This window comes from Mycobacterium shimoidei (assembly GCF_900417275.1).
Classification (GTDB): Bacteria; Actinomycetota; Actinomycetes; order Mycobacteriales; family Mycobacteriaceae; genus Mycobacterium; species Mycobacterium shimoidei.
Genome location: NZ_UEGW01000001.1, coordinates 161,989 through 180,169 on the forward strand (window position 1 = coordinate 161,989; position 18,181 = coordinate 180,169).

Genomic DNA, 18,181 nt, shown 5'->3' on the forward strand with positions numbered 1-18,181 from the left:
CGGCCCCCGTAGAGCGGCTGCGCTGGCCCGTCGGAGCTGCAATTGTGTTTGCCGAAAGCGTCCACTACCTGCGCGGCTGCGGCTTAGCCGCCGTCCCGTCAGTGTCCGCCCGGACCACCCGGACCACCCGGACCGCCGTGGCCGCCCGGACCGCCGGGCACCCACGGACCGGGGCCGGGCCCGCCGTTGGGCAGGCCGCCGGGCACCCAGGGACCGGGACCGGGGCCGCCATTGGGCTGCCAGTTATTACCGGGTCAGGGGCCGATGCCGTGCCAGTGGCCCTGGTCATGCGGCTCGCCGTCGAAGAAATTGTTGTCGTGGCAGCGGCCCCAGTCCCAGTTGTTACCCCACCCCGGGTCCCAGAACTGGCCAGGGCACCAGTGGTAGTTGGGGATCGGCCCCGGGTGGGCCTCGACTGCGCTCGCGACCGCGACACCCGCGAGCCCTAGCCCGGTGGTGATCGCTGTCGCCGCTGCGATGCGTTTGATGGTGTTCATACCGGCGGGGGTACCACCCCGCGCAGATCGGCTAAACGATTGTCCTGGGCCGTTGATCCTGAGTATTTTCTGTCAATCGCTTTGCCCCAAGCTGGTTTACATGTGTTGGATGCAGCGGTTTGTCGGGTCTGACCACCGTCGATGCCGCGTCCTGGGATCCGCGCGAGGGTACAGTTCGCCCATGCCCAACGACACGCTCAACGGAATCCCGCGGGTCGATCCACGCGGGAGTTCTGCACGGTGGAAACGCGTCGTGGCTTCGATAGCGGCGACCAAGCGAGGAACGGCGATACATCGGGCAATTGCCGCCCGGCTCGACGCGCCGATCATGCGGGCCACCCGCGGGCATCTGAACTCCGCATTCGGCGGGCTTCCGATTGTCGTGCTGATTTCGACCGGCGCACGCAGCGGCCAACCACGCGAAACGCCGCTTACCTACTTCACCGACGGCGACGACGTGATCTTGGTTGCGTCCAACTACGGCGGCGCCCGGCATCCGGCCTGGTATCACAATCTGATGGCGCACCCGGAATGTGAGTTACGCATCGGCAAGCGCGGCGGGCGGTTCGTGGCGCGCGAAGCGTCCGGTGCCGACCGCGACCGGTTGTACGCGCTGGCCATCGAGCTGTATCCCGGGTACGCCAACTACGCGGCGCAGACCGACGGCGTCCGGACCATCCGCGTGCTGCGGCTCACCCCGGCCGGCTAGCGGCGCAGCGCACCAGCTGCGCTGCGCCAGCCGCCGCCGGGCGCTAGAGCGCGCCGAACAGGTCGCCCAACGCCTGGCTGAAGTCGGGCACCAGGCCGGGATCGAGCGCGGCGGTGGGGTCAGGCGAATCGTGCACCAGGACGCCGCTGAGCACTTCCGCGATGACCTGCTCCAGGCCGGCCAGCGCGCCCAGCGGCCCGACCCCTTCCCCGATCCAGGGGAAGGTGATGGTGAGTGGACTGGTGACACTCAGGTCGAGGCCGAGCGCATTGAGGATCGAGCCGCCTCCCGCGACGGCGGGAAGAGTGAGGCCGTCCGTGCTCGTCGGTGCCCCGACCGACCCTGGTGTCAGCAGCCCGCCGAATGCGAAGCTGAGCCCGTCGACGGAGGCGCCCTCCGGCAGCACGCCGGCGTCGTTGATCAACGGCGCCAGGTCATCCAGGTTGAGGGTGGCACCGTTGAGCAGGCCGTCGAGCATGTTGACCGGGGTGTTGAACAGATCCTGTAGCGCAGCGTCGAAGTCCGGGTTTTCACCGAACAGATTTTCGCTGATGTCTGCGATGCTGTTGTTCAACGCCACCCACGGGGCGATCATCGGGCTCACGGCGCCCAGCAGCACGCCGGACAGCGGCGAGGCCAGGAAATTGGCGATCGGCGGGAGGTAGTCGGGAACTGCCGGGAAGAGGTCGGGCAGTAAGTCGTGTGCTTGGTTGCTCAGAAGCCCGAAGAGGAATGCGTGCGATTCACTGAACCCCGGATCGCCTATGCTGCCGGGTGTTTGCACACTCAGCGTCCATGCCGTCAGCGGGTCGATGAAGGTCTTCTGGTCGCCACCGAGGAACGTCACCGCGTCGATCAGTTCCTGCGGGCTGACGTCGCCAGGGCCGTTCTGGAGCGCATCCGTCAGTGCATCATTGGCGTCCTGGAAGGCTCCGTTAAGCGCCTGAATGTTGGCGGCCGCCTCTTGAAAGACGTCCTGGAACGACGCGACCGGGTCCGCGGTCAGCTCCACGTCGCGCGTCAGAGCGCTGTCGGGCAGCGGCGTAGTCAACGGCGCAACCGCGATCATGCTGGCACCCACCAGTGCGATTCCGGCAGTGGCATAGGGGCGAAGTGCGTGATCCATTTAGCAACTCCTCAACGTTCGGTTCGCTCGAGCGGCGTGGCTGAGGAAACAAAGCTTACTCTTAGGTAACTTGCCATACAAGACGTAGCGCCAATTCGCATACTTCGCCCAACCCGATCGCCAAAGTGCCCGAATATCCCTAGTTAACGGGATTTTCGGTGCGTCGAGCGAAGAGGTACCGGCGCCCAGGATTCCTTACGTTCTACACAGCTATATCGGCCCGCCGAGGTCGCGGGCAGATGCGCGATTGCCGGGGTAGCGCCACAGCGGACTACCCCGGCAACGCCCAGATCAGCCGATCGCTACAGTGCGCCGAACAGGTCGCCCAACAGACCACTCAGGCTGTCGGCGACCGCCGCGGCACCCGCGGCCATTTCCTCGTCGGGCGGCGGCGCGAAGATCAGGTCCCCGCCCAGCCATTCGGCGATCACCTGCTCCAAACCGACCATGGCACCGGCCAGCCCAACCCCGTGCGGCAGGATGGTCAGGTTCAATTCGAGCGGCTCGGTGATGTTCAACCCGAGGCCCAGCGCGTTGAAGATCGAGCCACCACCGGGGATGGCGTCGCCGAGGGTGTTGAGATCGGTTGGATCGCCGCCGACCAGCCCGGGGTTCAACAACCCACCGAACTCGAAGCTCAGCGACCCGATCTCGACACCCGGCGGCAGCGGCAAGCCGGCGTCGTTGATCGCCGGCACCAAAGCGTCCAGGTTGAGGGTGGCGCCGTTGAGCAGGCCGTTGACCATGTTCGCAGGAATGTTGACCAGCTCCTGCAGCGCCGCGTCGGTGTCCGGGTTCTGGCCGAACAGATTCTCGCTGATCGCTTCGATGCTGTTGCCCAGCGCCACCCACGGCGCGATAGACGGCGACAACGCACCGATCAGCAGACCCGACAACGGCGACGACAAGAAGTTGACGATCTGCGGAATCTCGGGGGGAAGCGGCGGGAAAAGCTCGGGGGAAAGCACGCTGGCCTGGTTGGTCAGGATCGCATAGAGAAGCGCGTGGGTGGCGTCCACGGTAGCGTCGCCGTCAGGGCCCGCCCCGTTGAGCGTCCAATGAGTCAGCGGATTGAGGAAGGTCTTTTGGTCGCCGGCGAGGAATGTCAGGGCCGCACCCAGCTCTTCGAAATTCAAGTCGCCAAAGTCGGCTTGACCGAGCGCCTCGGTCAGCGCGGTACTGGCGTCCTGCGCCGCGGTCTGCAGGTTCTCGACGTTGGTCACCGCGGTGTTGAACGCGTCCTCCCATGCCCCGGTGAAATCGATTGCGGTCAGCTGCACATCGCTTGTCACATGGTTGTCAGGCATCGGTGTGGTCAACGGCGCAACCGCGATCATGCTGGCCCCCACCAGCGCGATGCCCGCGGTGGCATAGGGGCGAAGCGCGTGATCCATTCGAGAACCTCCTCAATAATCGGTCCGCCTCAGCGCGCACGGCTGAGAAAACACAGCATACTCTAAGGTAAGTTCTCGTAACAAGACATTGCTCCAATACAAAAATTTACCCTTGCGTTAACCAATATGCAGGTCAAACAGGGTTTCGACCGCCATCTGAGTCCTATAGGCGCCGGGGTGAGCTTCTTACGTTCTACACAGCCACGACGGCCACGATGCCGCCATCGGCGAGTGCTGCGCGCATACCGGGGTAGTGCATCAGCGAACTACCCCGGCCAGCGCGCAGGTCAGCCGATCGCTACAGTGCGCCGAACATGTCGCCCAACAGACCACTCAGGCTGTCGGTGGCCACCGCGGCGGCTCCGCCCATGTCGTCAGGCGGTGGCGCGAAGACCAGGTCTCCGCCGAGCCACTCCGCGATCACCTGCTCCAAACCGACCATGGCACCGGCCAGCCCGACACCGTGCGGGAGGAAGGGCAGGGTCAACACGATCGGCGGCCCGCCGAGAGAGATTGAGGCATCCAACGTCAGGCCCAGCGCGTTGAAGATCGAGCCACCACCCGGAATCGAGTCGCCGAAGGTGTTGATATCGATCGGATTGGCGCCGACCAGCCCTGGGTTCAACAACCCACCGAACTCGAAGCTCAGGGAAGTGACCGAGTTGCCCTCCGGCAGCAGGCCGGAGTCGTTGATCGCCGGCGCCAGGGCGTCCAGGTTGAGGGTGGCGCCGTTGAGCAGGCCGTTGACCATGTTCGCAGGAATGTTGACCAGCTCCTGCAGCGCCGCGTCGGTGTCCGGGTTCTCACCGAACAGATCCTCGCTGATGGCGCCGAAGCTGTTGCCCAGCGCCACCCACGGCGCGATAGACGGCGACAACGCACCGATCAGCAGACCCGACAACGGCGACGACAAGAAGTTGACGATCGGCGGAATTGATGGGTCGACCGCCGGCAAAAGGTCGGGGGCAAAGTCATGGGCCTGATTGGTCAGAATCGCATACAGAAAAGCGTGGGTGGCGTCGACGGTGATGTCGCCGTCAGGGCCGGCGCCGTTGAACGTCCAATAAGTCAGCGGATCGATGAAGGTCTTCTGGTCGCCGGCGAGGAATGTCAGGGCGGCACCCAGCTCTTCGAAATTCAAGTTGCCAAAGTCGGCTTGACCGAGCGCCTCGGTCAGCGCGGTATTGGCGTCCTGCGCTGCGCTCTGCAGGTTCTCGAAGTTGGTCACCGCAGTGTTGAAGGCGTCCTCCCACGCCCCGGTGAAATCGATATCGGCCGCCAGCTGCACATCGCTTGTCACGTGGTTGTCAGGCAGCGGTGTGGTCAACGGAGTCACCGCGATCAGGCTGGCACCCACCAGTGCGATGCCGGCAGTGGCATAGGGCCGAAGTGCGTGATTCATTCGAGAACCTCCTCAGAAAAATTCGGTCCGCCTCAGCACGCAAGGCTGAGAAAACACAGCGTACTCTTAGGTAAGTTGTGATACAAGACATTGCTCCAATAGCGAGAATTTACCTTTGCGTTAACCGATGTGCTGGTCAAGCCAGATTCGCCCCGTCTGAGCCCGATTGGTGTCCGGTGTGAGCTTCTTACGTTCTACTCAGCCACATCGCCCGGGATGTCGCCGTCGATGTGCCCCCGACGCGGCCCCGCAATACCGCACCAGCTATGTTGGCGACCTGGAACCCAGCATCGGGTGGTCACGAAACGACGGCCTAGGTGACGACATGTCGGAGGTTAGCGGGCGCACCGCACACACCCTCGTGGATCTGCTGCGTCAGCAGGCCGCCCGACATACGGACAAGGTTGCGTTCCGCTTCGCTCCCGACGGTACGGACGAACAGGATTCTCTGACCTACGGTGACCTCGATCGCAGGGCCCGCGCCATCGCGGCCGGCCTGCAGCAGAACGGCGCGACCGGCCGGCGGGTCCTGGTGGTCTGCCGCCCCGGCCTGAGCAGCGTCGCTGCCTACTTCGGCTGCCTGTACGCGGGCGCGGTCGCGGTACCGGTGCAGGACCGGCTGGCGCGGTTGACGGCAATCGCCCCCGATGCACGGGCCGGCTTCGCCCTGGCCGACGCCGCAACGCAAGACAAACTCAAGGCGAGCGTCGACCAGCTGGCCAAGCGACCGCTGCGGTGGCTGACTCCAGACGAACCGGACGCGGACCCGGATGCCTGGGTGCCGCCGGACGTCGACGCCGACACCACCGCGACGTTGCAGTACACCTCGGGCTCCACCAGGGCGCCCAAAGGAGTTGTCCTGACGCACGGCAATCTGCTGGCCAACCTGGTCGCGATCCATGAGGCGTGGGGCGGCGACGAGCACGCAGTCACCGTGTACTGGCTGCCGCAACACCACGACATGGGCCTCATCGGCGGCATTCTGGAGATGGTCTACGTGGGCTGCACCACGGTGCTGATGTCGCCCGCCGCGTTCATCACCCGTCCGATGCGGTGGCTGGAGGCCATGTCCAGGTACCGCGCCACCGGCACCACCGCACCCAATTTCGCCTACCAGCTCTGCGTCGAACGCAGCACCGCCAAAGAGCGCGCGGCACTGGACTTGTCACAGTGGTCGACCGCGATGAACGGCGCCGAGCCGGTGCAGGCCAGCACCTTGCGCGACTTCGCCGAGGCCTTCGCGCCGGCCGGTTTCCGGCCAGAGGCGTTTTTGCCGGTGTACGGCCTGGCCGAGGCCACCCTGTTGGTGTCGGGCGGATCGGAGTCCGCGGCGCCGAGAGTGTGCCATATCGACCGCACCGCGCTCGGCGAGGATCGGGTCGTCGAGATCCCCGACGCCACCGGCGACGATGCCCGCACCGTCGAGCTGGTCGGTTGCGGCGCTCCTCGCGGCGGTCAGCAGATCGTCATCGTCGACCCTGAGACGCGGCGGCGGCGCGGCGTCGACGAGGTCGGCGAGATCTGGGTCTCCGGGCCGTGCGTCGCCCGCGGCTACCGGGGAAAACCGGAGGATACCGAGCAGACGTTCGGTGGATACCTGGCCGACACCGGGGAGGGTCCATTCCTGCGCACCGGCGACTTGGGTTTCCTGCGGGCAGGTGAGGTTTTCATCACCGGACGTTGCAAAGACCTGATCATCATCCGCGGCAACAACTACTACCCCAACGACATCGAGAAGACGGTGCAGGGCTGTCATTCAATGCTGCTGGCCGGGCGCGGCGCAGCGTTCTCGGTCGCGCCACGGCAAGGCGCCGGCGAACAGCTCGTCGTGGTGCAGGAAGTACACCGTCAGCGGGCCGGCGAAAATACGGAGTTCGCCGGTGTGCTGGAAACGATCCAGGCGGCGATCGTCAGACACCACGGGATTCGTGCCTACGCTGTGGTCCTGGTCGAGGCGGGCTCCATCCCGACCACGTCGAGCGGCAAGATCCAGCGGCAGGCCACCAAACAGCGGTTCGTTGACGGCCAGTTCGCCGCGCTGGCCGAGTGGCAGGCGCCGCCAGGCTCTGACACCGGCGCCGCCGAACCGGCGGCCGCGGCACGGACCGCCGCGGCGGTGCAGCAGGCGGTGGCGCTCCAGTACTGGAAATCCCAGCGGCGGTGAGCGCAGCCTGGGGGTGGCGTGCGATTGCGCTAACGTCAACGCGTGGCCCGCACCAGTAAACTCGTCGCCGCCCTGACCCGCCGTGGGGCGCACCGTGTGCTGCGCGGAGACTTGGCTTTTGCCGGCCTGCCCGGGGTGGTGTACACGCCCGAATCAGGGTTCAATCTGCCCGCGGTGGCGTTCGGCCACGACTGGCTCGCCGGTGTCGAGCGTTACTCGCAGCTGCTCGAGCATCTGGCGTCGTGGGGCATTGTCGCGGCGGCGCCGGACACCGAGCGCGGACTCGCGCCCTCGGTGCTGAACCTGGCGTTCGACATGGGCACGGCGCTCGACATCGCCGCCGGAGTGCGCCTGGGGCCCGGCAAAATCAGCGTGCACCCGGCGAAACTCGGCCTGATCGGGCACGGTTTCGGCGGATCGGCCGCGGTTTTCGCGGCTGCCGGGATGCCGGGCAGGCACAAAGCGGTGGCGGTGATTTTCCCGGCGGTCACCAAACCCCCGGCGGAGCAGCCAGCCGCGACGCTGCGGGTCCCCGGTGTGGTCTTCAGCACGGCTGAAGAAGCAAAATCGTTGCGTTCCAATGCTATTGAACTATCCCGCGCTTGGGATACGGCGACCGTTCGATTGGTCAGCAAGGCTCAGCCGGCCGGCCTCATCGAAGGCCGGCGATTGTCGGGAGTGTTCGGATTGCCGGGTGCGCACCGCAAGACGCAAAAGGCTGTTCGTGCGCTGTTGACCGGATACTTGCTGTACGTCTTGGCCGGAGACAAGACATATCGCGACTTCGCAGATCCCGAGGCCCAGCTACCCCACACCGACGCGCTGGACCCCGACGCGAGCCCGTTGGCCCCCGAAGAGAAGATCGCCGCTCTGTTGAAACGCTGAGGCGTCAGCGTATTTGGCACATGTGACCAGTGGCACGTGGAAGCAACCGGTAGCACCCTGCTCGCCCCGACCAACCGGTTGGGTGCTATAAAGTCACGATGCGCATCGGCGTCATGCTCGATTACGCGGGCAACTACTCAACCTTTCACGAAGCGGTTGAACGCATCGTTGACCTTGAAAAAGTCGGCATCGACGTCGCTGTGGTGGCCGAGGCGTATTCCTACGACGCTGTCAGCCAGCTTGGGTACTTGGCGGCCAAGACATCCACCATCGAACTGGCTTCCGGAGTCTTCCCGATCTACACCCGCACGCCGTCGCTGCTTGCGATGACCGCCGCCGGACTGGACTTCGTGTCCAACGGCCGGTTCCGGTTGGGCATCGGCACGTCGGGGCCACAGGTCATCGAGGGCTTTCACGGGGTGCCGTTCGATGCCCCGCTCGGTCGCACCCGCGAGGTGGTCGACATCTGCCGCCAGGTATGGCGCCGCGAGCGGGTCAACTACCCCGGTAAGCATTACCAGGTGCCGCTGCCGCCGGATCGCGGAACCGGCTTGGGCAAGACGCTGCAGATCATCAATCATCCAGTGCGCGAGCGGATTCCGATATCGATTGCCGCGCTGGGGCCGAAGAACGTCGAGCTCACCGCCGAGATCGCCGAAGGTTGGCAGCCGGTCTTCTTCTATCCCGAAAAGGCGCAGTCGGTTTGGGGTGAAGCGCTCAATGCCGGCTTCGCCAAGCGAGATTCCGCGCTCGGTCCGCTGGACGTGATGGTCGGCGCGTCGCTGGCCATCGGCGACGACGTCGACGACAGGCTGGGCTGGATCAAGCCGCAGTTGGGTCTTTACATCGGCGGGATGGGCGCGAAGAGCCGCAACTTCTACCACAACCTGGCGACCCGGTACGGCTTCGGCGAAGTGGCAGACCGAATCCAGGAGCTCTACCTGTCGGGGCGCAAAGACGAGGCGATTGCTGCGGTGCCCGACGAGTTGGCGCGTGCCGTCTCGCTGATCGGCCCGCGCGGATACGTCGCCGAGCGGGTCGCGGCCTTCGCCGAGGCCGGAGTGACCACCCTATTGGCTACGCCGGCGGCCACCAACCGCGATGAGGCCGTGCGCTTCGTCGAGCAGCTGAAGAACCTGCTGCCCTAGCAGCTACTCCCCTGCCTGCGGCAGCTCGTCTGCCGCGATTTCACAGGGTGTCGCAGGCTGCGCTTCAGGCGTCTCGGGTGGTGATGGCGCGACGGGTGCGGGTGCGACGGCTGGCTCGGCGAGCGGTTCCGGCGCAGGCGGTGGCGAACCATCCGCGGGTTCGGGGACAGCAGCCTGATCATCAACGACATCGGTTGCAGTAGTGGGCGTTTCGTCTGACTCTTCGGCGGTCTCCGGTGCTGGCTCGTCGTCGGTTTGGTCGAGTTCCTCGTCGAGCGGATCGCCGTCGAGATCCGGTGGGTCGTCCATCAGTGGATCGTCGAGGCCCTGCGAATCGGCAAGCCCGTCCGCCAGCGCGCCCAGCAGACCGCCGATGCCGTTCGCGATCTTGCCGACGACGCCACCGATGGTTCCAGCGAGCCCACCTAGGCCGCCGAGATCGCCTGTAGCCGTGGACAACCCGGGGAAATCGCCCAGCGGAGCGGCCATGTCCGGCACTGGCGGCACCGGTCCCGGCGCCGAATCGTCGAGCAGGCCAGCCGGAACCGGCTCCGGCGGTGACGAGATCCCGGCGGGGATGGTGCTGGCGGGCGGTATCACGGCGGCGGCCGGCGGCATGGTGGCCGTCGGCACGAAAGTGGGCGACGCTTCGGCGAGCGGCGGCTGCGGTCCCAGAGCGCCCGGGATCTCGAAACACACCCTGGGGGCGGTCGTCAGTGCATCGATCGTCGTGGCATACGACGCGGCCACCGCGTCAACGGCTGATCGCATAGCAGTGAGCCAGTCGCTCCGAATATTGTTGTCCACGTATGGAATAAGCTCTTGTCGGACGAGCTCCTCCGCCGTTGCCCGATCGCCGATTCCGCTGATGACGGTCTGCGCGGCGGCCAGCCAGCTCGACCGTCGATCGAGGCTGCGGTCGTCGACGGCGAGGGTCGTCGCGACTTTGCCGTCGACCGCTTGCCACAAGTCGTCCCGCAATGCCGAACAGCGCTCGGCCGCCGCCCGCACACGTGTGGCCACGGCTGCGGCGGCATCGCAATGACGTTGCAAGAACTGCGCTGCAGATGCGGCTCCAACACCGCGCCAGGTGGCGGCGAGCTCGGCCGTCTGCGCGCGCTGTATCGCCAGCGCCTCCTCGATCGTGTTGACCGCCGCCCACAGTGCGGCGCAGTCGGCGTCGAGGACGTCGAGATCCAAACCGGTTTCCGTCTCATACCAGTCGCGGACCTGGGAGTGGTGCGCAGTCAGGTCCGGATGCTGGTAGCCGAGCGTGCGGCATGCGTCGACGTAGGTCTGGGTGTGTTCGAGGGCGGGCTGTCCCTCGGCCAAGCGCGCCGCTACATCCAGATAGCCCATCACTCAACCGATCCGGGCCGCGCCGCGCCGGTCGGCGTCGGCGTAGCGATCGGCACCGGACCGCAGCGCCACCGCGATTTCAGCGCACGCACGCGCCCACTGCGTCAACTCGTCGGTCAGGCGGCTGAGTGCGGTCCGCAGCGCGTCGCCAGCGGCGACGTGCGCGCGCCCGGCGGTCGCTCCGTCGAAAGCCAGCCTGGCCAATTGGCGATTGGCTGCGCTGACGATCTCCGCGGTGTCATCGAACCGGTTCGCCACCGTGCGCACCGCCGTAACGTCGATCCAGGCGGAATCTGCTTGTCCCATATCGCGTAGGACGCGCCAAGACGGTCGAGCGGTTCCCTGCCTTAACGCGGCCTTAGCGCGCGGCGCGTACCGAGTCGGCGACGCACGCGGCGAGGCGGCGCGCTACGTCTTCGTCGTCGGCCTCCACCATGACCCGGATCAACTGCTCGGTTCCCGAGGGGCGCAACAGGATTCGTCCGGTGTCGCCGAGCTGGGTCTCGGCCTGGGTGACCGCCGCGCGAACCGACGGTGCCGCCACCGCGGCCGCCTTGTCGGTGACCTCGACGTTGATCAAAACCTGGGGCAGGCTGCGCATCACCGAGGCCAGGTCGGCCAGCGACAACCCGGTTTCCGCCATTCGCGCCATCAGCCGCAGCCCGGTGAGGATGCCGTCGCCGGTGGTAGCCAACGCGGGCAGCACGATGTGGCCGGACTGCTCGCCACCCAGGCTGTAGTCGCCGGCTCGCAGCTCTTCGAGCACGTAGCGGTCGCCGACGTCGGTGGTGCGCACGGTGATGCCGGCCGAGCGCATCGCCAAATGCAGGCCGAGGTTGCTCATCACGGTGGCCACCAACGTGTCGCCGGCCAGCTCACCGGCCTCGCGCATGGCCAGCGCCAGCACCACCATGATGTGGTCGCCGTCGACGACCTGCCCGGCGGCGTCGACCGCCAGGCAGCGGTCGGCGTCACCGTCGTGCGCCAGACCCAGATCGGCGCCGTGCGCGAGCACCGCCGAGCGCACCGCGTCCAGGTGCGTCGAGCCGCAACCGTCGTTGATGTTGAGCCCGTCGGGTTCGGCGTTGATCGCGATAACCCGGGCCCCGGCAGCGCGGTAGGCCCGCGGTGCCACCAGCGAAGCAGCGCCGTGCGCGCAGTCGACGACCACGGTCAGCCCGTCGAGCCGGGCAGTGGCGGCCTTGCTGAGCTGAAGCAGGTATCGGTCCAACGCGTCCTCGGCGTCGACCACCCGCCCGATGTCCGCACCGACCGGGCGCAGGCCGGGCCCTGCCGCGACCAGCTCCTCGATCTGGTCCTCGGTGGCGTCATCGAGTTTGTGCCCGCCCGGTCCGAAGATCTTGATGCCGTTGTCGGGCATCGGGTTATGCGACGCCGAGATCATTACCCCGAAGTCGGCGTCGTAGCCGCCGGTCAGGCAGGCCACTGCCGGAGTGGGGAGCACACCGGCGCGCAGGGCGTCGACACCTTGGCTGGTCAGCCCGGCGATGACCGCGGCTTCGAGCATCTCGCTGCTGGCCCGCGGATCGCGGCCCACCACAGCGACCGGCCGCCGGGCGCCGCCGTGGCCGGCCAGCCGGCGGGCCGCCGCAGCGGACAGCGCCAGCGCCAGCTCGGCGGTCAGCTCACGGTTGGCGACGCCACGCACACCGTCGGTGCCGAACAGTCGACCCATAGCCATCCTTTATCCGCGCGAGCGTGCGTGTCCCCGGTCCGACACGCCAGCAAGAGATCGGTTCTGCGCACGGTCGCGACCAGAAAGTGATCGCCGATCAGCGCTTGCTGTACTGCGGCGCCTTGCGCGCCTTCTTCAGACCGTACTTCTTGCGTTCCGTGGCCCGCGGGTCACGGGTGAGGAATCCGGCCTTCTTCAGCGCGGGCCGGTCTTCGGGGCTGACCAGGATCAATGCTCGGGCGATGGCGAGGCGAAGCGCCCCGGCCTGCCCGGACGGGCCGCCACCGCTGAGGTGGGCGTAGATGTCGAAGCTTTCCAGCCGATCGACGGTGACCAGCGGGGCCTTGATCAGCTGTTGGTGCACCTTGTTGGGGAAGTACTCCTCCAGGCTGCGCCCATCGAGGTCGAACTTGCCGGTGCCGGGCACCAGCCGCACCCGCACAATGGCCTCTTTGCGGCGCCCGACGGTTTGGATCGGACGCTCGATCACGAAGGAATCCGAACGGTGGGCCGGGGCCTCAGTGGTTTCGGCAGCCGGGGCTTCGGTCGTTTCGGTGTCGGCCGTCTCGGTCGTCTCGGTCATTGCGTCACCTGCTTGATTTCGTACGGAACCGGCTGCTGGGCGATGTGCGGATGCTCGGGGCCGGCGTAGACACGCAGCTTGCGCTTGATCTGGCGGCCGAGCTTGTTCTTGGGCAGCATGCCCACGATCGCCTTCTCGACGACGCGATCGGGATGCTTCTGCATCAGGTCGCCGATGGTGCGCTTACGCAGCCCGCCGGGATAACCCGAGTGGCGGTAAACAAGCTTGTTCTGCAGTTTGTCGCCGCTGATGGCGACCTTGCCGGCGTTGATGATGACGACGAAGTCACCGCCGTCGACGTTGGGGGTGAACGTCGGCTTGTGCTTGCCGCGCAGCAGGTTGGCTGCCGCGACGGCAAGGCGGCCGAGCACCACGTCCGTGGCGTCGATGACATACCACGCCCGTGTGGTGTCACCCGCCTTCGGCACATACGTAGGCACAGCGCTTACCTAACTTTCTCTCGGGTGGATCCCGGTGTAGACCGGGTGCCGGTCAGGCGTCGACGGCTGGGGATGATCTCGGCGACCGACATTGACCCGAGCCCCGGCGTACCGCACGCCAACGGTGCAGCTTACCGGGGTGCATCCGTGCAGGTCAAAATGCCTCTTATCGAGCCGGCCAACAAATTTGTGTCATGGACAGGCCCGTCCCGCTGTTAGCCTGCTATTCGTGACTGCCGAGAAATTCGAAGTCAATACCGAGCATCTAACTGCGGGCGGTGATTTCTGCCGTTATGCCGCCGATTCGGCGCGGGAAGCAGCCGAACAATTGGCGGGTGCAGACGTTGCGTCGGGAATCTTCGGTGATTTCGCCGAAGCTCAGCAATTCCACGGCACACTCAGCACGGTCCATCGACAGCATCAAGACCAATTGCATGGCCACCACACAACGCTGCGAGCAGTGTCGGCCCAAGCGGTCAGGGCGGCGCAAGTTTTTACCGCCACAGACGAGTCAGCGGCCGATGGCATCGATTCGGCCGGCAAGCAGTTCGAGTAGGCGTCCGTGGGGGCGCCACCCAGTCTGACCAACCTTGACGTCGGCGAGTTGTGCGGCGCCGCCGGCGGTAATCCGTGGAAACTCGACGACGAGCTGCAGGCCGGCGATGCCGGGGCGATCAACAAAATCGCCGACGCGTTTCACCAGGCCGGCAACCGCGTCAAAGAAGCCGACGACGACTTCGATAAGGCAAAGCAGAAATTCAACGCGGGCTATCAACGCAACGGCAGCGAGCATCCCATCAACGAGTCGGCCGAAGTGCAGCAGGCAACCACCGCGTTGGCCGGACATAAAGACGCGCTGCCGCGGATCGCGGCCAGTTTGGAGCAGGTTGCCGCATCGTTGGCCACCGCGCAGCGCCAAAGCGACGCCGCGCTTGGGCAGGCTGATTCGACACTGCATGAGATCGACAACCAGATGTCGTTGGCGAAAGCCAACGATCAGGATACCGGCGGGCTGCACGAACAGGCGGTCGGCGTTGTCAAATCAGCTCTTGCGCAAGTGAATTCGGCACGCCACGACTACGTCACTGATTTGCATGCCGCTAAAACGGCGATGTCGGGCGCGGGCTATGTACCCGAGTCGCTGGGGAACTTGGACGCCGAGCCCGGCGACGTCGCCGCCGAGTCCGCGGCGAAATACGACAAGTCAGGCCAACGGGCTCGTGATCAGGCGATGGTCGACAAGGCCAAAGCCGAAGGCAGAACGCACTACATCGCCAACGATGCAGGGCGCCCGGGCAACATGACCGCCGAGGAGGCGGCCGCCGCACAGCGGCTCAAGGACTACGCGGCCATCACCGATCCGACGAGCCGCTTCGGACCTGGCCATGACCCGCATGAAGTTGCCCAAGCCCGCCGCCTGGCCGGGGAGCGCCTCGATGACTACAACACATCGAAGATCGTCGGCCCGCTGCCTCGAGATCCAGTCTTCGGTGTGGACGCGCGCACTCGAGCGCAGGCCAGGCTTCAGCTCCAGCATGACCTAGAACAGGGCCAACTCCCATGGTCACGGCAACCGATGACGCCAGACCAAGCAACTCAGGTCATGGACCAGATGGAGGCGACTGACCGCGCGACCGTGGTGGCCAAGTTCCAAGAGGCTCTGCAGAGAGGAGGTATGTCAGCCCCAGCTGCCGAAGCTGTCGCTAAAGAGATGGCGCATGGAGCAATTCCCAGAGAACTTGTCGAGGCTGCTTCGGCAACCAGTAAAGGCCTCGCCGGAGGCAAGGAAGGCTTCGTGCATTGGGCCGAAGCGATGCCCACGGACGATTTCCTGAGCACCGCACCATTCACTGCCGAAGACATGGAAGCGTTCAAGAGGATCGGCGGACGTGTAGGGGCTGCCGGTAGCCTGCTGGACGCAGGAGTAGGGCTCTACGAAATTCTCGGCGAAGGCAAGCCAGCCGGGGAGGTCATCTCAAAGTCTACCGGTGGCATGGCAGGCGCCTACATGTTAGGCGAACTCGGAGCCGAGGTAGGTTTTGTGATTGGCGGGCCGCCTGGGGCGTTTGCGGGTGCGCTTATCCTCGGGACCGTTGGGGCGTATGTCGGAGATGACGCTGGCGGTAAAGCTTTCAAATGGATCACGGAGTAAACGTATGACAAGTTCAGCATTGTGAGTGTTGTTTACATGGCCTCGCAGCCGTCGCTCCACAATCCGCATACCCTCGTGTTCTTCATTGGAGCGCTGCTGGGTTTGGCGGGTGCCGCCGTTCCGCTTTGGACGAGACGCGATGATAGCTGGCAAAGACGTGTCTATTGGACCGGCATCGGGATCGCCGCCCTATGCGCCTTTCTGGCTTCGCTTCCCGATTGGAAGATCGGCGGTGGCTTGGCACTGTTTGCCGGTGGCCTCGCGATACTCGGCGCTTACTTTAACACTCCCTACATCAAAATTGGCCAAAAAATATACGCTTTCAATGCGCAAGACAGCCAAGCCGATTTATCGCAGGACCATACACTCGGGTCGGCCGACAATAAACCACCTTACACTCCGCCGTCCGACTCTTATAGCGGGTTGGCTAGCGCGAAAAAGTTCTGGTGGCTTTTGGTGTTTGCTGCCGTCATTTGCATGTTTGATGTCGTCACTATCGACCCGAACAAGCCGTGGGTTGGAATTTTGGCTGCAACCACAATCCTATTAATTGCCAGCATCTTTGGCTACGGCGACGCAAGCTTTGGGTATTCAATTGCGCGAGGACAGCGCCCGCAGTTTGCCTTGATCTCGGCCATTACCGTAGGGACGTTCGCTCTGTTCTACTTCGCGGCATACCAGGCGGGAAAACGCTGGCCGCTGAGCCGGAAACAATCTAGCCAGTACCGAGCCTATCAGCGCAATCAGGAAAAGTAATTTCTAGACAGTACAAGACAGTGAGCCAATGGAGCAACGCTAAACCCCTGTTCCGTATCCTTGGATGCTGATTCCGTGACATCACGATTAACCCAAGTCCTGCTCGGTGCAATTTGGGCAATCAGTGGCGCCTTAATGGCTTTCAATCCACCGCCGGAAGGTATCCGTAGAGCTCAAAGCTTGCCGGTTGTTGGTGTGGTCATGCTCGTGGGAGGTATTTACATCGCCGTCAAGGCGCTTCACAGCGAGGACGTCGAAGACAGTGGCAATCCGCCACGACATGCCAGCGGGGAAGAAACGAGCCTGCGTGATGCGCTCCTGTTCGTCCTTGGAGTGCCAGCTTTCGTCGCGGGGGGTGCGAGTTTCATTTGGTGGGGCATCAACTCAGGGTTGCTTTCCGTGCTCGGACTGGGACTTGCCACCTTCACCATGTCCGTGCTGTCTATACCACATGCGATCCCCGTGCTGAAATGGCTGTTGCGCCGGTTGAAGCCGTGAGCTAACGCACCCCGACCGGCTGCGGCGACGCGGTGGCGAAATAACTGACTAACGGAATAGCGTATGAACCGATGAAACTAGCTGAGGCAATATCGCACCCGGATCTCTTTCGTGGTGCGGTTATTTCCATAGCGGCAGTTTCATGTTTGGCAGTGCTTTGGTGGGGGTTCAAGAGCCGCAACCGCAAACCGCATGAGCTCGTTTTCCGGGGAACAAACCTTCCGTATTCTCCACCGGAACGTCGCCGAAGTGTCCCATGGCGGTTGGTCGTCGCCCTTGCCGCCCTCGCGCTCATGCCGCTGTTTTCGCTGTTGCCGCCCGCTTTAAAGCACCCTGCCCCGCCTTGGCTGCCACCCGCGAACGCCATCGGCCCGGGCATCGGCATCGACGTCCGGGACGACTCCAGCGAGATCACTTGCACAGCAGGTTTTTTGGTGCGCGATAGTGCCGGCCACAGCGCGCTTCTCACCGCCGGTCATTGCAACCGTCCGGGCGGACCCAGCCAAGTGACGATCAACTATGCGAAGACACGCTCCGCTAAGAGGATCGGTACCTTCAGCCAAACCATCAAGGGGGATGACGTTTGGCAGGACCACGACATCGCGCTCATCGAGCTGGCCAATGTTGACATCCCGTTGGTTTCGGGTATCGCCGGCCATGCCGTCAGCGGTGTGAGCAGCGAAGTGAGGGTCGGCGAGCAGCTGTGTCATGTCGGCATTCGCACACGGACTCCCGCGTGCGGACCCGTCGTCGTAAGCGACGCGAACAAGGTGGCGTTCGAGGCGTCGAGCGAATGCGGTGACTCGGGCGGACCGGTCTACTCCATTCGTCCTGACGGCAGCGCCAACGCGGTCGCGGTGCACGTCGCAGGATCCGACGCGGACGACTCCGAACCGAGCTGCCAGACCGCACACCGATTTTCGATCGCTGAACCGATCAAACCGTGGCTGGACAAGTGGAATCTCACGCTGGTAACCACACCGGCGAGGGCGAAGCCGTAGTCATCGGCGTGACTGCGCGGTCCCGGCGGTCTCTCCCCTCCCGCCGGGACCGCGCAGAGCTTATACCCGCTTTAGCGCGCCCATATTCCTGCCGCTCGGTGATCGGTGTCGGCCACATCCTGCGCCCCGTCTCGCACGGCGTGGCCCAGCTCGACCAGGATTTCGTTGAGCGCGCTCGCCGCCTGATGCCACTTGAGCTGTTCAGCGCGGTACGCAGTGCCGGCTTCGCGCGTCCACATGTCCTGCAAAGGCGCCACCTGAGACCTCAATTCCTCCAGTGCGGCGTTGAAGCGCGCGGACGTGGTGTGTATCTCCTGGCGAACCGCGTATTCGATTTCGCCGAAGTTGTACGAGAGCACCTGGTCCATGGG

19 protein-coding genes are annotated in these 18,181 nt (G+C 64.9%); 9 read left to right on the plus strand and 10 right to left on the minus strand.

All coding sequences use genetic code 11. The features are described 5' to 3' along the window. Positions 1 to 254 precede the first annotated feature (254 nt). A complete protein-coding gene (locus MSP7336_RS24015; protein ID WP_244917389.1) occupies positions 255 to 497 on the minus strand; it encodes an Mtp family mycobacterial-type pilin in 243 nt (80 codons plus the stop codon). Positions 498 to 678: 181 nt separating this feature from the next. Between MSP7336_RS24015 and MSP7336_RS00815 the strand changes: the two genes are divergently transcribed. Then, positions 679 to 1,206, plus strand: a complete 528-nt coding sequence (locus MSP7336_RS00815; RefSeq protein WP_069395373.1) for a nitroreductase family deazaflavin-dependent oxidoreductase — start codon at positions 679 to 681, stop codon at positions 1,204 to 1,206. Positions 1,207 to 1,249: 43 nt separating this feature from the next. On the opposite strand, the gene gjpA (MSP7336_RS00820) is transcribed toward MSP7336_RS00815, so the two are convergent. The 3 genes from gjpA (MSP7336_RS00820) to gjpA (MSP7336_RS00830) form a co-directional block, all read right to left on the minus strand. Then, a complete protein-coding gene (gene gjpA / locus MSP7336_RS00820; RefSeq protein ID WP_069395374.1) occupies positions 1,250 to 2,332 on the minus strand; it encodes an outer membrane porin GjpA in 1,083 nt (360 codons plus the stop codon). A 302-nt stretch (positions 2,333 to 2,634) separates the two neighbouring features. Continuing rightward, positions 2,635 to 3,726, minus strand: coding sequence for an outer membrane porin GjpA (gene gjpA, locus MSP7336_RS00825; RefSeq protein ID WP_113962844.1), 1,092 nt, complete (start codon positions 3,724 to 3,726; stop codon positions 2,635 to 2,637). 298 nt (positions 3,727 to 4,024) lie between these two features. Continuing rightward, positions 4,025 to 5,128 (minus strand): outer membrane porin GjpA, encoded by a 1,104-nt coding sequence (gjpA, locus tag MSP7336_RS00830; protein ID WP_069395376.1) that lies wholly within the window; start codon positions 5,126 to 5,128, stop codon positions 4,025 to 4,027. Between the two features lie 325 nt (positions 5,129 to 5,453). Between gjpA (MSP7336_RS00830) and MSP7336_RS00835 the strand changes: the two genes are divergently transcribed. From MSP7336_RS00835 to MSP7336_RS00845, 3 genes are all read left to right on the plus strand, one after another. Continuing rightward, the gene (locus tag MSP7336_RS00835) at positions 5,454 to 7,292 is read left to right on the plus strand and encodes a fatty acyl-AMP ligase (RefSeq protein WP_069395377.1); all 1,839 of its coding nucleotides are present in this window, start codon (positions 5,454 to 5,456) and stop codon (positions 7,290 to 7,292) included. A gap of 42 nt (positions 7,293 to 7,334) precedes the next feature. Continuing rightward, positions 7,335 to 8,177, plus strand: a complete 843-nt coding sequence (locus MSP7336_RS00840; protein ID WP_069395378.1) for a dienelactone hydrolase family protein — start codon at positions 7,335 to 7,337, stop codon at positions 8,175 to 8,177. A gap of 98 nt (positions 8,178 to 8,275) precedes the next feature. Then, on the plus strand, positions 8,276 to 9,325 hold the full coding sequence (locus tag MSP7336_RS00845; RefSeq protein ID WP_113962845.1) for an LLM class F420-dependent oxidoreductase: 1,050 nt from the start codon (positions 8,276 to 8,278) through the stop codon (positions 9,323 to 9,325). 3 nt (positions 9,326 to 9,328) lie between these two features. On the opposite strand, the gene MSP7336_RS00850 is transcribed toward MSP7336_RS00845, so the two are convergent. The 5 genes from MSP7336_RS00850 to rplM all read right to left on the minus strand — a co-directional run bounded on the left by MSP7336_RS00850 (position 9,329) and on the right by rplM (position 13,403). Beyond that, positions 9,329 to 10,684, minus strand: coding sequence for a hypothetical protein (locus MSP7336_RS00850; RefSeq protein WP_425325722.1), 1,356 nt, complete (start codon positions 10,682 to 10,684; stop codon positions 9,329 to 9,331). A 3-nt stretch (positions 10,685 to 10,687) separates the two neighbouring features. Then, the gene (locus MSP7336_RS00855) at positions 10,688 to 10,990 is read right to left on the minus strand and encodes a type VII secretion target (RefSeq protein ID WP_069395380.1); all 303 of its coding nucleotides are present in this window, start codon (positions 10,988 to 10,990) and stop codon (positions 10,688 to 10,690) included. Between the two features lie 52 nt (positions 10,991 to 11,042). Beyond that, positions 11,043 to 12,380 carry a phosphoglucosamine mutase gene (gene glmM / locus MSP7336_RS00860; RefSeq protein WP_069395381.1) on the minus strand — a complete coding sequence of 446 codons (1,338 nt, stop codon included), beginning with the start codon at positions 12,378 to 12,380 and terminating at the stop codon, positions 11,043 to 11,045. 97 nt (positions 12,381 to 12,477) lie between these two features. Continuing rightward, positions 12,478 to 12,963: a 30S ribosomal protein S9 gene (gene rpsI / locus MSP7336_RS00865; protein WP_069395382.1), complete on the minus strand. Its 486-nt coding sequence runs from the start codon at positions 12,961 to 12,963 to the stop codon at positions 12,478 to 12,480. After that, a complete protein-coding gene (rplM, locus tag MSP7336_RS00870) occupies positions 12,960 to 13,403 on the minus strand; it encodes a 50S ribosomal protein L13 (RefSeq protein WP_069395383.1) in 444 nt (147 codons plus the stop codon). The genes rpsI and rplM overlap by 4 nt, the downstream gene beginning before the upstream one ends. Positions 13,404 to 13,632: 229 nt before the next feature. Between rplM and MSP7336_RS00875 the strand changes: the two genes are divergently transcribed. The 5 genes from MSP7336_RS00875 (at position 13,633) to MSP7336_RS00895 (ending at position 17,810) form a co-directional block, all read left to right on the plus strand. Then, complete coding sequence (locus tag MSP7336_RS00875) at positions 13,633 to 13,959, plus strand: DUF2563 family protein (RefSeq protein WP_181786490.1); 327 nt, start codon at positions 13,633 to 13,635, stop codon at positions 13,957 to 13,959. A 6-nt stretch (positions 13,960 to 13,965) separates the two neighbouring features. Beyond that, positions 13,966 to 15,555, plus strand: coding sequence for a putative alpha/beta hydrolase (locus MSP7336_RS00880; protein WP_069395385.1), 1,590 nt, complete (start codon positions 13,966 to 13,968; stop codon positions 15,553 to 15,555). A 21-nt stretch (positions 15,556 to 15,576) separates the two neighbouring features. Then, a complete protein-coding gene (locus MSP7336_RS00885; protein WP_139819619.1) occupies positions 15,577 to 16,311 on the plus strand; it encodes a hypothetical protein in 735 nt (244 codons plus the stop codon). Positions 16,312 to 16,386: 75 nt separating this feature from the next. After that, positions 16,387 to 16,809 (plus strand): hypothetical protein, encoded by a 423-nt coding sequence (locus tag MSP7336_RS00890; RefSeq protein ID WP_139819618.1) that lies wholly within the window; start codon positions 16,387 to 16,389, stop codon positions 16,807 to 16,809. A 293-nt stretch (positions 16,810 to 17,102) separates the two neighbouring features. Then, complete coding sequence (locus MSP7336_RS00895) at positions 17,103 to 17,810, plus strand: S1 family peptidase (protein ID WP_084226405.1); 708 nt, start codon at positions 17,103 to 17,105, stop codon at positions 17,808 to 17,810. Between the two features lie 71 nt (positions 17,811 to 17,881). Here the strand turns inward: MSP7336_RS00895 and MSP7336_RS00900 are convergent, their stop codons facing one another. Next, positions 17,882 to 18,178, minus strand: a complete 297-nt coding sequence (locus MSP7336_RS00900) for a WXG100 family type VII secretion target (RefSeq protein ID WP_069395593.1) — start codon at positions 18,176 to 18,178, stop codon at positions 17,882 to 17,884. Positions 18,179 to 18,181: the final 3 nt, after the last annotated feature.

What these genes read in the sequence shown, in the direction of transcription:
- MSP7336_RS00835 (WP_069395377.1), top strand. Translation starts at nt 5,454, where the DNA reads ATGTCGGAGGTTAGCGGGCGCACCGCACACACCCTCGTGGATCTGCTG.
- MSP7336_RS24015 (WP_244917389.1), bottom strand. Translation starts at nt 497, where the DNA reads ATGAACACCATCAAACGCATCGCAGCGGCGACAGCGATCACCACCGGG.
- MSP7336_RS00895 (WP_084226405.1), top strand. Translation starts at nt 17,103, where the DNA reads ATGCCGCTGTTTTCGCTGTTGCCGCCCGCTTTAAAGCACCCTGCCCCG.
- MSP7336_RS00850 (WP_425325722.1), bottom strand. Translation starts at nt 10,684, where the DNA reads ATGGGCTATCTGGATGTAGCGGCGCGCTTGGCCGAGGGACAGCCCGCC.
- gjpA (WP_069395374.1), bottom strand. Translation starts at nt 2,332, where the DNA reads ATGGATCACGCACTTCGCCCCTATGCCACTGCCGGAATCGCACTGGTG.
- gjpA (WP_069395376.1), bottom strand. Translation starts at nt 5,128, where the DNA reads ATGAATCACGCACTTCGGCCCTATGCCACTGCCGGCATCGCACTGGTG.
- rpsI (WP_069395382.1), bottom strand. Translation starts at nt 12,963, where the DNA reads ATGACCGAGACGACCGAGACGGCCGACACCGAAACGACCGAAGCCCCG.
- MSP7336_RS00845 (WP_113962845.1), top strand. Translation starts at nt 8,276, where the DNA reads ATGCGCATCGGCGTCATGCTCGATTACGCGGGCAACTACTCAACCTTT.
- MSP7336_RS00855 (WP_069395380.1), bottom strand. Translation starts at nt 10,990, where the DNA reads ATGGGACAAGCAGATTCCGCCTGGATCGACGTTACGGCGGTGCGCACG.
- MSP7336_RS00900 (WP_069395593.1), bottom strand. Translation starts at nt 18,178, where the DNA reads ATGGACCAGGTGCTCTCGTACAACTTCGGCGAAATCGAATACGCGGTT.
- gjpA (WP_113962844.1), bottom strand. Translation starts at nt 3,726, where the DNA reads ATGGATCACGCGCTTCGCCCCTATGCCACCGCGGGCATCGCGCTGGTG.
- glmM (WP_069395381.1), bottom strand. Translation starts at nt 12,380, where the DNA reads ATGGGTCGACTGTTCGGCACCGACGGTGTGCGTGGCGTCGCCAACCGT.
- MSP7336_RS00815 (WP_069395373.1), top strand. Translation starts at nt 679, where the DNA reads ATGCCCAACGACACGCTCAACGGAATCCCGCGGGTCGATCCACGCGGG.